The organism is Micromonospora sp., from assembly GCF_048594385.1.
GTDB classification, from domain to species: domain Bacteria; phylum Actinomycetota; class Actinomycetes; order Mycobacteriales; family Micromonosporaceae; genus Micromonospora; species Micromonospora wenchangensis.
Map to the genome: position 1 here is coordinate 1 of NZ_JBMDWU010000493.1, position 13,745 is coordinate 13,745.

Annotated in this window: 7 protein-coding genes and 1 pseudogene; 1 reads left to right on the plus strand and 7 read right to left on the minus strand. The window is 74.1% G+C overall.

What is annotated here, in order from left to right; genetic code table 11:
• Both aceB and aceA read right to left on the minus strand, forming a co-directional pair.
• Window positions 1–1,735 (minus strand): malate synthase A (aceB, locus tag ACOJTC_RS26610; protein ID WP_420118939.1); only part of this gene is annotated, 1,735 nt, incomplete at its 3' end.
• Complete coding sequence (gene aceA / locus ACOJTC_RS26615; protein WP_420118940.1) at window positions 1,732–3,003, minus strand: isocitrate lyase; 1,272 nt, start codon at window positions 3,001–3,003, stop codon at window positions 1,732–1,734. The genes aceB and aceA, both read right to left, overlap by 4 nt.
• A gap of 239 nt (window positions 3,004–3,242) precedes the next feature.
• On the opposite strand from aceA, the gene ACOJTC_RS26620 reads away from it, so the two are divergent.
• Window positions 3,243–4,628, plus strand: coding sequence for a short-chain fatty acyl-CoA regulator family protein (locus ACOJTC_RS26620; protein WP_307826032.1), 1,386 nt, complete (start codon window positions 3,243–3,245; stop codon window positions 4,626–4,628).
• Window positions 4,629–4,644: 16 nt separating this feature from the next.
• Here the strand turns inward: ACOJTC_RS26620 and ACOJTC_RS26625 are convergent, their stop codons facing one another.
• The 5 genes and pseudogenes from ACOJTC_RS26625 to ACOJTC_RS26645 all read right to left on the minus strand — a co-directional run.
• A complete protein-coding gene (locus ACOJTC_RS26625; protein WP_420118941.1) occupies window positions 4,645–5,046 on the minus strand; it encodes an allene oxide cyclase barrel-like domain-containing protein in 402 nt (133 codons plus the stop codon).
• A gap of 24 nt (window positions 5,047–5,070) precedes the next feature.
• A complete protein-coding gene (locus ACOJTC_RS26630) occupies window positions 5,071–5,430 on the minus strand; it encodes a nuclear transport factor 2 family protein (protein ID WP_302744489.1) in 360 nt (119 codons plus the stop codon).
• Between the two features lie 32 nt (window positions 5,431–5,462).
• Window positions 5,463–6,692, minus strand: a complete 1,230-nt coding sequence (locus ACOJTC_RS26635; protein ID WP_420118942.1) for a cytochrome P450 family protein — start codon at window positions 6,690–6,692, stop codon at window positions 5,463–5,465.
• The gene (locus ACOJTC_RS26640) at window positions 6,689–10,513 is read right to left on the minus strand and encodes a type I polyketide synthase (RefSeq protein ID WP_420118943.1); all 3,825 of its coding nucleotides are present in this window, start codon (window positions 10,511–10,513) and stop codon (window positions 6,689–6,691) included. Before ACOJTC_RS26640 ends, ACOJTC_RS26635 begins: the two co-directional genes overlap by 4 nt.
• Window positions 10,510–13,728 (minus strand): annotated as a pseudogene (locus ACOJTC_RS26645) (SDR family NAD(P)-dependent oxidoreductase); the annotation flags it as partial. The pseudogene ACOJTC_RS26645 and the gene ACOJTC_RS26640, both read right to left, overlap by 4 nt.
• Window positions 13,729–13,745 lie beyond the last annotated feature (17 nt).

Here is a 13,745-nt window from a genome sequence, read left to right on the forward strand (position 1 = left end):
CGGGATGGATACCCGCCCACGATCCCACGGGGGCGGCACCGCCTGCTGCCCCACCGGCGCCCGGCCCGCCGCCGGCCGCCGGGCCGGGAGGGGCCGTCGGGCCCCCTCCCGGCCACGCGGGGCCGGGGCAGCCCACCGGCACGGGACGCCGGGCCGGGCCGAGGTGCCGGGCGTCCGCGCCGGTGGTGAAGAACGCGGGCAGGTCCTCGCCGAGGGCGGTCTCCTCGACGATCCGCGCCGCCCAGCCGGCGCGTTCCCGGTCGACGCCGTCGCGTCCGGCGACCAGGGCGGCCAGCTCCTCCGCGAGGATCGACCGGACCAGGTCCTCGGTCACGCAGCCGCCGTCGGCCAGCGGGGTGCCGTGGTGCAGCCACTGCCAGACCTGGCAGCGGGCGATCTCGGCGGTGGCCGCGTCCTCCATCAGGTTGCCCAGCGCCACCGCGCCGGTGCCGCCGAGCCACGCGTCGACGTAGCGCACCGCGACGGCGAGGTTGGCCCGCACCCCGGCGGCGGTGACCCGGCCGGGGGTCTTGTCGACGGCGAGCAGTTCGGCGGCGGTGACGGCGACGTCGTCGCGCAGCCGGTCGAGCTGGTGCGGGCGGTCGCCGAGCACCGCGTCGAACTCCCGGCGGCAGGTGTCGACCAGGCCCGGGTGGGCCACCCAGGAGCCGTCGAACCCGTCGCCGGCCTCACGCCGCTTGTCCGCCCGGACCCGGTCGAGGGCCACCTCGTTGACCTGCGGGTCCCGGCTCGGAATGAACGCGGCCATCCCGCCGATCGCGTGCGCCCCACGCCGGTGGCAGGTCGCCACCAGCAGCTCGGTGTACGCCCGCATGAACGGCACCGTCATGGTGACCTCGGACCGGTCGGGCAGGACGAAGTCGTTCCACTGCCCGAAGTTCTTGATCACGCTGAAGATGTAGTCCCACCGGCCGGCGTTCAGCCCCGCCGAGTGTTCCCGCAGCTCGTAGAGGATCTCCTCCATCTCGAAGGCGGCGGTGATCGTCTCGATCAGCGTGGTCGCCCGGATGGTGCCCCGGGGCAGGCCGAGGCGCTGCTGGGCGAAGAGGAAGATGTCGTTCCACAGCCGCGCCTCCCGGTGGCCCTCCAGCTTCGGCAGGTAGAAGTACGGCCCGGCGCCCGCGTCGAGCTGCCGCTGGGCGCAGTGGAACAGGTAGAGCCCGAAGTCGACCAGGCTGGCCGAGATGGGCCGGCCATCCACCACGATCCCCTTCTCCACCAGGTGCCAGCCGCGCGGCCGGACGACGATCGTGGCGAGCTGCGCGCCGAGGGCGTACCGCTTGCCGCGCGGGTCGGTGAAGTCGATGCGCCGGTCCAGGGCGTCGATCAGGTTGAGCTGACCGGAGATGACGTTGTGCCAGGTCGGCGCGGTGGCGTCCTCGAAGTCGGCGAGCCACACCCGGGCCCCGGAGTTGAGCGCGTTGACTGTCATCTTCCGGTCGGTAGGCCCGGTGATCTCGACCCGCCGGTCGGTGAGGCCCGGTGCGGGCGGGGCCACCCGCCAGTCGGGGTCGGCCCGGATCGCGGCGGTCTCCGGCAGGAAGTCGGGGAACTGGCCGGTGGCGTAGCGGTCCCGGCGGGCCCGGCGGGTGTCCAGCAGGGCCACCCGGCGGGCGGCGAACTCGCTGTCCAGCGCCACCAGGAACTCCAGCGCCCCGGGGGTGAGGACCTCGTCGAACCGGTCGGCCAGCGCTCCGATGATCTCGTACCTCATGCGAACTGCTCCTCTTCGGTGGAGCCGCGCAGGGCGGTGGTCTCGGCGGCCGGGTTGAGCACGGTGCTGATCAGGTCGAAGTAGCCGGTGCCGACCTCGCGCTGGTGCTTGACGGCGGTGTAGCCGGCCGGCTCGGCGGCGAACTCCCGTTCCTGCAACGCCACGTAGGCGGACATGCCGTCGGCGGCGTAACCCCGGGCCAGGTCGAACATCGAGTAGTTGAGGGCGTGGAAGCCGGCCAGGGTGATGAACTGGAACCGGTAGCCCAGGTGGCCGAGTTCGCGCTGGAACTTCGCGATGGTCGAGTCGTCGAGGTGCTTGCGCCAGTTGAACGACGGCGAGCAGTTGTAGGCGAGGAGCTGGTCCGGGTACTCGGCCTTGATCGCCTCGGCAAAGCGGCGGGCGACGTCCAGGTCGGGGGTGGAGGTCTCCATCCACAGCAGGTCGGCGTGCGGGGCGTAGGCCAGGCCCCGGGCGATGCACGGCTCGATGCCGTTGCGCACCCGGTAGAACCCCTCGGCGGTGCGTTCGCCGGTGACGAACGGCCGGTCCCGCTCGTCGACGTCGGTGGTGAGCAGCGTGGCGGCCTGCGCGTCGGTGCGGGCGATCACCACCGACGGCACCCCGGCCACGTCGGCGGCGAGCCGCGCCGCCTCCAGGGTGCGGACGTGCTGGCCGGTCGGGACGAGCACCTTGCCACCCAGGTGGCCGCACTTCTTCTCGGCGGCGAGCTGGTCCTCCCAGTGCACCCCGGCGGCGCCGGCCCCGATCATGGCGGTCATCAGCTCGTAGGCGTTGAGCGGGCCACCGAAGCCGGCCTCGGCGTCGGCGACGATCGGCGCGAGCCAGTCGACGTTGCCGTCGTCGCCCTCGGCGGTGGTGATCTGGCCGGCGCGCAGCAGCGCGTTGTTGATCCGGCGCACCACGGCGGGCACCGAGTTGGCGGGGTACAGGCTCTGGTCGGGGTAGGTGTGCCCGGCGAGGTTGGCGTCGGCGGCCACCTGCCAGCCGGAGAGGTAGATGGCCTTGAGTCCGGCCCGGACCATCTGCACGGCCTGGTTGCCGGTGAGCGCGCCCAGGGCGTGGATGTAGTCCTCGGTGTGCAGCAGCTCCCACAGCCGCTCCGCCCCACGGCGGGCCAGGGTGTGCTCCTCCTGCACGGTCCCCCGCAGGCGGACCACGTCCTCGGCGCGGTAGCTGCGGCGCACCCCCTGCCAGCGGGGGTCGGTCTCCCACTCGGTACGCAACCGCTCCACGTCGTTCTGCATGATCTCGTCTCCTCGGATGTCGTGACGCCGGCACCGGCCGTCGTGCCGTCCGGCGGTGCGAACGCGTCGCCCGGCCGGCGTGTCACCCACGGTCACACGGTGTCGCAGGCGTGGTCGAGGGACGGAAGAAGCCAAGTTCTGAGAAGTTCACACCCGGTTCTGCGAAGTTGCGAACAGGTATATTCGCACTCTGCCAAGGGGTGCTGGGCTGCTGAAAGAGCAGCGGGGAGGTGATCGTGGTGAGCAAGACCTTCGCGGGTGCCCGGCTGCGCCGGATGCGCGAGGACCGCGCCTTGAGCCAGTCCCGGCTGGCCCGGCTGCTCAACATCTCGCCCAGCTACCTCAACCAGATCGAGCACGACACCCGGCCGCTGACCGTGCCGGTGCTGATGCGCATCACCGAGGTGTTCGGCGTCGACCCGACGGTCTTCGCGCCCCGGGACACCCCCCGGTTGGTCGCCGGGCTGCGCGAGGCGCTGCCCGGCCGGCCTGGCGTCGCCGACCTCACCGAACTCGCCACCCGGCTGCCCGAGGTCGCCGAGGCCGTCCTCGACCTGCACCGCCGCTACCGGCAGGCCGACGAGCAGCTCGCCGAGCTGCTGGGCGACCGGGAGACGGTCGGGCGCAGCCCGCACGACCGGGTGACCGAGTTCTTCTACCGGCGGCAGAACTACGTGCCAGACCTGGACGAGGCGGCCGAGCGGCTTGCCGCGACGATCGGGATGCGTCGCGGCGAGGTCCGGTCCACCCTCCAGGACCGGCTCGCCCAGCGGCACGGCGTGCAGGTACGCCGCGACGACGCCACCCTGCTCGGCGACGAGCTGCACCGCTACCGGCCGCAGACCCGCACCCTGCACCTGTCGACGTCACTGCGCGCCGGGCAGGAGGCGATGCGGATGGCCGCGCAGATCGCCCTGCTGGAGTACGCCGACGTGATCGACGAGATCGTGGAGGAGGAACGGTTCGACGACCCGCAGACCCAGATCCTCACCCGCGTCGGCCTGGCCAACTACTTCGCCGCCGCGCTGATCCTGCCGTACGGGCCGTTCCTCGCGGCGGCCGAACAGCACCGGTACGACATCGACCTGCTCACCCAGCACTTCACGATGGGCTGGGAGACCGTCTGCCACCGGCTCAGCACCCTGCAACGACCCCGGGCGCGCGGGGTGCCGTTCTCGTTCGTCCGGGTCGACCGGGCCGGCAACCTGTCCAAACGCCAGTCCGCCACCGGGTTCCCGTTCTCGCTCACCGGCGGCACCTGTCCGCTGTGGAACGTCTACGAGGCGTTCGGCGCGCCCGGCCGGGTGGTGGTGCAGGTGGCCGCGATGCCCGACGGGCAGCGCTACCTGTGGATCGCCCGCACCATCACCCGGCACCACGGCGGCTACAACCAGCCCGGCAAGGTCTACGCGATCGGGCTCGGCTGCGAGATCCGGCACGCCGACCGGCTGGTCTACTCCCGGGGCATCGACCTGTTCGACGCCGACGCCGTCACCTCGATCGGCCCGGGGTGCAAGACCTGCGAACGGATGACCTGCCCGCAGCGGGCCGCCGCGCCGATCAGCGGCCGGCTCGACCTCGACGAGAACCGCAGCACCTTCATCCCGTACCCGTTGAAGGGTTGAAACCGGCGGGCGGCCGTCACGGGGTCGGGCTGGTATAGAAGATCACCTTGGCTTCGGCGAGCTTGCCCAGCTCCACCGGACGCCACTGGCGGAACCCCTGCCGGCCGGTCAGCTCCCCGCTGATCCCCACCGCCGGGCAGTACAACCAGTTGCCGTTGCTCAGGTTGGGGAACTCCGCCCACGCCTGCACGTGCACGTCCCCCTGCGGGAACGACAGCGTCTCCGACAGGTGCACCATCGGCATCCCGTCGGACCCACGGTGCATGACCAGCCGGTACCCGCCGTCGACGGTGCCCACCCGGCCCTCGTCCGGGACCACCAGGTCCGCCTTGTACCACCCGCTCTGCCCGAGCTTCGGGTCCTCGAAGTCGATGTCCGCGCCGAACGAGGTGAGGATCTCGTGGAGGTTGTCGTACATGGTCGCCTCTTTCCGTGGTGGGGGTCAGGCCTTGCGGAAGACGTCCTTGACCAGGATCTTGCCGTCGCGCAGCGTGAACACGTCCACGCCCCGTTCGAGCACCTCGCCGGTCGCGGACTCGCAGCGGAACTCCAGGAACTCCCGGTCCGCCACGACGACGCGGTCGCCGTACACCATCCGGGCGCCGGCGGCGTCGAGTTCGTCGCGCTTGCCGATGATCTCGGCGAGGAACCCGGGTATCTCCTTGCGGTGGTAGGTGTGGCCCGGTTCGGGGCCGGCGGCGACGATCCACACCCCGTCGGGGGCGAAGCAGTCGGCGGCGGCGTCCAGGTCGTCGGCGTCACAGGCGGCGAAGAACGCCGCCACCGGGCTGGTGTCGGTCATGGGGGTCCCCTCTGCTCGGATGGTGGTGGGGTTCAGTCGAAGCGCACGGGCAGCGACTCGATGGCGCGGAACTGGAGGCTGTGCCGCCAGGCGACCTCGTCGTCGGCGACGGCCAGCCGCCAGTGCGGGTGGCGGGCCAGCAGCCGCTGCAACACCACCCGGCCCTCCAGCCGGGCCAGCGGTGCGCCGAGGCAGTGGTGGATGCCGTGCCCGAACGCCAGATGGCCGTCGCGGTCGAGGCGGACCGCGTCGGGATCGGGGAACCGGTCGGCGTCGCGGTTGGCGGCGCACAGCGAGATGAACACGATCTCCCCGGCCGGGATGACCGTGTCGCCGACGGTCACCTCCTGCTCGGTGAACCGGATCGTGCTCAGGTTCAACGGGCTCTCGTAGCGCAGCACCTCCTCCACGAACGCGGGCACCCGCCCGGGGTCGGCAGCCAGCTCCGCGCGCAGCTCCGGCCGCCGGTGCAGCAGCAGCACGGCGCTGCTGAGCATCGCCGCGGTCGTCTCGTAGCCGGCGTTCATCATCAGGAACACGGTGGACAGCAACTCGTCGGTGGCCAGCCGGCCGCCCTCGTCGTCGGCGGCGATGAGCGCGCTGATCAGGTCGTCGGCCGGCGCGGTGCGCTTGACCGCGATCAGGTCCCGCACATAGCCGTAGGCGTCGGCGATCACCTGCTGCTTGTCGGCAAGCGAGGTGCCGACGCTGCCGAGTTCCGCGCTCCACCGGCGGAAGTCGTCGAACGCCTCCTCGGGGATGCCCAGCAGCGAGCCGATGACCGCCATCGGCACGGGCAGGGCGACGTCGGTCACGAAGTCGACCGTCTCCCCCGCCACGATCCGGTCCAACGCGGCGTCGGTGAACCGTTCGATAACCGGGGTCAGGCTCTGCACCCGCCGGGTGGTGAACGCGCCGCCGACGATCCGCCGCAGCCGGGTGTGGTCGGGCGGATCACTGAACAGCATGCTCGGCGGGTTGTCGGTGACGTGCTCGTCCGGGTCGACGGCCTGGGCGCGGATCACCGAGGCGATGCGTCCGGCGTCCTTGGACAGCCTCGGGTCGGCCAGCAGCCGGCGCGCGTCGGCGTGCCGGGTGACCAGCCAGGCGTACACGGCGGTGGAGAACGTCTTGAGCCGGAACCGGTCCACCGTGCCGCCGTCGCGCAGCCGGGCGAACCCCGGGTACGGGTCCTGGGCGAACTCCTCGGTGAGCATGTCCGCCGGGTGGGGGGTAGAGGTTTCCTGCTGTCCGATGGTCATCGGCTCCGCCCTGTCGGTGAGGGGATCAGTGGGGTGTTCGTCGGTGCCGGCGGCAGGCAGTCGGCCAGCGCGGCGGCCGTGGTCGGGGCGTCGCCGGTGAGGACGCCCAGGTGGTCGCCCGGCACGGTGTGCCACTGGGTGTCGGCCGCCCAGCCCGGTTCCCGCCCGCCGGGCGCCGCCGCGGCCCGCAGGTGGGTGACGGGGACCGCCAGCGGCTGCGGTCGCCAGTCGGCGAACAGCGCCAGGTGCCGTCCCATGGCCAGCAGTTGCCGGTCGGTGACCAGTTCGGTGACGCTCCGGTCGGCGGCCATCCGGGTGAACAGGGTAGGCATCGTCGCGGCGTACCAGGACCCGCCCGGGACGTGCACGTCGACCAGCACCACCCGCTCGGGCGGTGTGCCGAGGTCGTGCAGGGCCGCCGCCACGGCGTGCGCCAGCCAGCCGCCCGAGGAGTAGCCGACCAGCACGTACGGCCGGTCGCCGAGGTGCGTCCGCAGCGCCGCGACCTGGGCGTCGACGACCTCGGCGCGGGTGGTCGGCAGCGCCTCCCCCGGCCGGTAGCCGGGCAGCGGCAGCACCACGGCGGGCCGGTCGAGGCAGGCCAGCAGCCGGGCGTACTGGTAGGGGCTGGCCGGGGCGACCATGCTGGGCAGGCAGACCAGCAGCGGGCCGTCGCCCTCGGCGAACACCAGCGGCGTCGCGGGGGCGGCGGTGCCGCCGGTCGACGCCCGGTCCGCGGCGGCGGCGAGCAGGTCCAACCCGGCGGGTACGTCGCCACTGGCGCACGCCGCCGCGAACGCCGCCCGCACCGCGCCGTCGTCGGGGTCCTCGTCGGCCCGCCCGGCGAGGGTGCCGGCGAGTTCGTCGGCGGTGACGGCGGTGAGCAGGTCGGCGGTGCCGACGGGCAGCCCGGTGGCCTGGGCCAGCCGGTCGCGCAGTTCCACCGCGCTGAGCGAGGTCAGGCCCAGCTCGGCCAGCGACCGGTGCGGGTCGACGGGGGCCGCACCGTGGCCGAGCACCGCCGCGACGTGCCGCAGCACCACGTCACGCAGCGTGCCCGGGGCCGGTGTGGTCGCCGGGGGTGCCGACGGCACCGACGGCGGGCCGCCGGTGGCGGACCCGAACCAGCCGTCGGGCCAGAACCGGGTCCGCTGGAACGGGTAACCGGGCAGCGCCACCGGTGCGGCGCGGGTGCCGGCGAACACCGCCGCCCGCTCCAGGTGCCCCCGGACCAGCAACGCACCCATCGCCACCGGCACCGACACCGGATCGGGCACGTCGGTACGCAGCGTCGGGACCGCCACCGCGTCGGTGGGCGTACGCAGGCAGTCCACCACCGTGCCGGTCAGCGCCGGGGCCGGCCCCACCTCCAGGAAGGTGCGTACCCCGCGCCGCTCCAGCACGCGTACGGCGTCGGCGAACCGCACCGGACGGCGGGCGTGCGCCAGCCAGTGCCCCAGCCCGGCCAGGTCCTCGACGGTCAGCACCGCCCCGGTCAGAGTGGACACCACCGGCAGGCGGGGCGCGGTGAACCGTACCCCCGCCAGCACCTCGGCGAACCCGGCCAGGGCCGGCTCCATCAGCCGGGAGTGGAAGGCGTGGCTGACGTCGAGCCGCCGGCACCGGTGACCACCGGCCCGCAGCAGCCGGGCCGCCCGCTGCACCCCGTCGACCGTGCCGGAGAGCACCACCGCCCGGGGACCGTTGACGGCGGCCAACTCGACGTCGTCGCCGAGCAGCGGGGTCACCTCCGCCTCGTCGGCCCGTACGGCGAGCATCGCCCCGCCCGCCGGCAGCGCGGCCATCAGCCGGCCCCGGGCCGCGACGACGGTGGCCGCGTCGGCCAGCGACAACGCGCCCGCCACGTGCACGGCGGTCAACTCGCCGACGGAGTGCCCGGCGACGGCGGCCGGGGCGAGCCCGTACGACGCCAGCAGCCGGTACAGGGCGACCTCGACCGCGAAGATCGCCGGCTGCGCGGTGCCCGTGTCGTCGAGTCCGCCGCCGTCGGCGACGGCGTCGGCCAGCGGCCGGTCTAGCAGCGGATCGAGGTGCCCACAGACCTCGGCGAACGCCTCCGCGTAGGCGGGGAACCGCTCGGCCAGCGCCAGGCCCATCCCGACCCGCTGCGCGCCCTGCCCGGTGAACAGGACCGCGAGGTCACCGCCGCAGGTCGTGCCCGCGCCGACCCCGGCATCGGCCAGTTCGGCGAGACCGGCGAGCAGCCCGGCACGGTCGGTCGCGGTGACGCACGCCCGGTGTCGCAGGGCCGCCCGCCCGGTGGCCAACGCCAGGCCGAGCCCCGCCGGGGTGAGCGTCGGGTCGGCCCGCACCAGCGTCGCCAACCGGCCGGCCTGCTCCCGCAGGGCCTGCGGGTCGGCGGCGGAGAGCAGGCAGGGCACCGCGGGTAGCGGGGTGACCGCCGGCCCGTCGGCGGCCGGCGCGGGTGGTTCCTCGACGACGACGTGGGCGTTGGTGCCGCTGATCCCGAACGCCGACACCGCCGCCCGGCGCGGGCGCGGCCCACGCGGCCACGGCTGGGCCGCGGTCAGCAGCCGCACCGGGGAGTCGTCCCAGCGCACCGCCGTGGTCGGGGTCGCGGCGTGCAGCGTACGCGGCAGCCGCCCGTGCCGCAGCGCCAGCACCAGCTTGACCAGCCCGGCCAGGCCGGCGGCGGCCTGGGTGTGGCCCAGGTTGGACTTCACCGAGCCCAGCCACAGTGGCCGGTCCCGACCCCGGCCGTAGCTGGCCAGCAGCGCCTCGGCCTCGATCGGGTCGCCGAGCCGGGTGCCGGTGCCGTGCGCCTCCACGGCGTCGACGTCACCCGGGGTGAGCCCGGCATCGGCGAGCGCCCGTTCGATCACCCTCCGCTGGGCGGGGCCGTTCGGCGCGGTCAACCCGTTGGACGCCCCGTCGGAGTTGACCGCGCTGCCGCGCAGCACCGCGTGCACGGTACGCCCGTGGGCGAGCGCGTCACCGAGCCGTTCCAGCAGCAGCACCGCCCCGCCCTCCCCCCAGCCGACCCCGTCGGCGGCGGCGGAGAACGCCTTGCACCGGCCGTCGGCGGCCAATCCCCGCTGGCGGCTGAACTCGGTGAACCCGACAGGTGTCGACATCACCGTCGCCGCCCCGACCAGGGCCAGGGGCACCTCGCCGCAGCGCAGCGCACGAACGGCCTGGTGCACGGCCACCAGCGCCGACGAGCAGGCGGTGTCCACGGTCAGCGACGGCCCGGTCAGCCCCAGCACGTACGAGATCCGGCCGGAGGCGACGCTCGCCGCGTTGCCGGTGAGCAGGAAACCCTCGGTGTCACCGGCGGCGTGGGCGAGCAGCAGCGGGTAGTCCTGGCCGTTCGTGCCCACGTACACCCCGGTCTCGGTGGCGCGCAGCCGTTCCGGGTCGATGCGGGCGTCCTCGACCGCCGTCCACGCCAACTCCAGCAGCATCCGCTGCTGCGGGTCCATCGCCGACGCCTCCCGGGGGGACACCCCGAAGAAGCCGGCGTCGAACCCGGCGACGTCGGGCAGGAACCCGCCGGAGTCGACGTAGCTGCGCCCGGGGGCGGTCGGGTCCGGATCGTGCAGGTCCGCCGGCCAGCCCCGGTCGGTGGGGAACGGGACGACCGCGTCGCGGCCCTCGTCGAGCAGTTCCCAGAACCGGTCCGGGGTGTCCGCGCCGCCGGGGAACCGGCAGGACATCCCGACCACGGCGACCGGTTCGGCGGCCGGGGCGGTGGCCCGGTCGAGTTCCCCGCGCAGCCGGTCGACCTCACGCAGCGCGTTACGCAGGGCCGCCACGTACTGTTCGGTGCCGGCGCTCACTGCTGCCCCACCGTCTGCGCGGCCAGCGCGAGCAGTTCCTCGCCGGAGAGCGCGTCGAGGTCGTCCGGGCTGTCGGTCGGCCCCGCCGGGTCGTCCGGTCGCGACGGCTCGTCGGCCAGCGCCAGCAGCCGGTCCAGCAGGCCGGCGCGGCGCAGCCGGTCCACGGGGAGGGCACGCAGTGTCGCGCGGATCCGCTCGTCCTCCGGGTCGGTGTCGGTGGCGGTGTCGAGCTGGGTGAGCAGGTACGCGGCGAGTGCCGCCGGGGTGGGATGGTCGAACACCGCACCCACACCGAGCGGCACCCCGGTCGCCGCGCTCAGCCGGTTGCGCAGGTCCACCGACGTCAGCGAGTCGAAGCCGAGGTCGTGGAAGGCGCCCGTCACCGGCAGCAGCGTGCCCGGCTGGTGGCCCAGCACGGTGGCGGCGGTGGCCCGGACCAGGTCGGTGACCGCCTGCCGACGGCCCGACGCGTCCAGGCCGGTCAGGTCCAGCACGGGCGGGGACGTGGGTCCCCCCGCCGGCAGCAGGGTCCGCAGCAGGGCCGGGGCGGTGGCCGGGTCGAGGGTCGCGGTACGCAGGGCCGCCGCGACGACCACCGGTTCGGTGCTGGTCAGCGCCGCGTCGAAGAGGGCCAGCCCGGTGGCCACCGGCAGCGGGTCGAGGCCGGCGGCGGCGAGCCGGGCCCGGTCGGCGACGCCCAGGTCCCCGGTCATGCCCGCACCGGACCACGGCCCCCAGGCGATCGAGGTGGCCGGCAGCCCGTCCGCCCGGCGGCGCTCGGCGAGGGCGTCCAGCGCGCTGTTCGCGGCGGCGTACGCGGCCTGACCGGCCGCCCCGAACAGGCCGGCGACCGACGAGAACAGCACGAAGAAGGCCAGGTCGGTGTCGCGGGTGAGCCGGTCGATGACGTGCGCGCCGGTCACCTTGGCCTGCCGGGCCAGGTCGAGCTGGTCGGGGGTGAGCCCGGACAGGACCCCGTCGGCGAGTACGCCCGCCGCGTGCACCACCCCGCGCAGGGTGCGCCCGCGCAGCGCGGCGGCCACCGCGTCCGGGTCGGTGACGTCGCCGGCGACCGAGGTGGCGGTGACGCCGAGCGCGGCCAGTTCGGCGGCCAGGTCGGGTGCCCCACGGCGGCCGAACAACACCAGGTCCCGCACGCCGTACGCGGTGACCAGGTGGCGGGCGACGGCGCTGCCGAGGGCACCCGCCGCCCCGGTCACCAGGACCGTGCCGTCGACCGGCGGGCGGGGTCCGGTGGCGGCGACGGTCAACTCCGGGATGCTGGCGACGCCGGCACGCAGCCGGACCTCGTCGTGGCCGGCGGCGGCTGCGGCCGGCAGTGCCGCCAGCGACGCCGGGCTGCCGTCGTGGTCGACGAGGGCCACCCGGCCCGGATGCTCGGTCCGGGCGGCACGCAGCAGACCGACCACCCCGTCGGCCGCCGGATCGGTGCCGTCGAAGCCGACGACGAGCCGACCACCGGTGGGCTCGGTGAGCCGCCGCTGGAGGACCGCGAGCACTTCGGCGGTGCCGCTACCGGCGCAGTCGAGCACCGCCGCCTCCCCGGCGGGCAGGTCCGTCGGCGTCCACCGCACCGCGTACAGCGGCGGCGTCGCCGGACCGGCGGCGAGCCAGTACCGCTGGTGTTGGAACGGGTACGTCGGCAGGTCGACGGTCCTACCGCCGCCGTAGTACCCCCGCCAGTCGACCTCGTGCCCCCGCACCCACACCTGCGCCAACCCCGACACCGCACTGACCGCCTCGTCCACGCCCGGTCGCAGCATCGGGACACCGTCGGCCAGCAGAGACGACAAACCACCATCCGCGCTCAACTCCCACCACGAGCGAGGACCAGCCGCTTCGATCGCGTCGTGGAACCGCACCGGCTCACGCACCTGCCGCACCCAGTACCCCGGGTCCCCCAGATCCCCGACCCGCCCCGTCACCGTCGACACCACCGGAATCCGCGCCGGATGGAAGGACAACCCCTCGACGACCGTGCGGAACTCGTCCAGCATCGGCTCCATCAACGGCGAATGAAACGCATGACTCACCGACAACCGCCGCTGCCGCACACCCAACCCGGCCGCCACCGCCTCCGCCGCCCGCAGCGTCTCCCGCTCAGGGCCCGCGACCACCACCGCCGACGGACCATTCACCGCCGCCACCACCACACCACCAGACAGAAACGGCTCCACCTCCTGCACGGAGGCCCGTAGGGACACCATCGCCCCACCCACCGGCAACGCCGCCATCAGACGAGCACGCGCCGACACCAACGTCACCGCATCCAACAGGGACAACACCCCCGACACATGCGCCGCCGCGATCTCCCCGATCGAGTGACCGACCAGGACCGCCGGGCGGACACCCCACGACTCGACCAGACGGAACAGCGCCACCTCCACCGCAAACAACGCCCGCTGCGCCACCCCCGTGCCATCCAGGCCAACACCGGAGACGATCGCCTCCCGCACATCCCCGCCCAACAGGCCACACACCTCGTCGAACACCGACCCGAACACCGGAAACGCCCCACACAACCCCGCACCCATCCCCACCCGCTGACCACCCTGACCCCCGAACACCAGACCCAGACCACCCGACGGGACCGCCCCGGCACCACCCGACGACCCCACGACCGGGTCCACCGCAGAAGCAGGGACCGCTCCGGACACCAGCGCCCGAACCTCCGGAGCAAGCGACGCCCCGTCCGCGACCACCACACCGTCGAGCAGCACCACCCGCTCGTCGAACACCGACCGCGTCGACGCCAACGACCACCCCACATCCACCGCCGACACCCCCACCACCGTCGACCGCAACCGCTCCACCAACTCCCGCACCCCGGCAACCGACCGCGCCGACACCGGCCACGGCGTCACCGGCACCGGCGATCCCGCCTCCGCCGGAGCGCCCGTCTCCACCGGCGGCGGCTCCTCCACGATCACGTGCGCGTTGGTGCCGCTGATCCCGAACGACGACACCCCCGCCCGACGGCGGCCCCCCTCGGCCACCGTCCACTTCCGCGACTCCCGCACCACCTCCACCGAGCCTGACGACCAGTCCACGAACCTCGACGGCTCGGCCGCGTGCAGCGACCCCGGCACCACCCCGGCCCGCATCGCCGACACCATCTTGATCACCCCGGCCACACCCGCCGCCGCCTGCGCATGACCGATGTTCGACTTCACCGACCCCAACCACAACGGCACCGAACGACCCTGCCCGT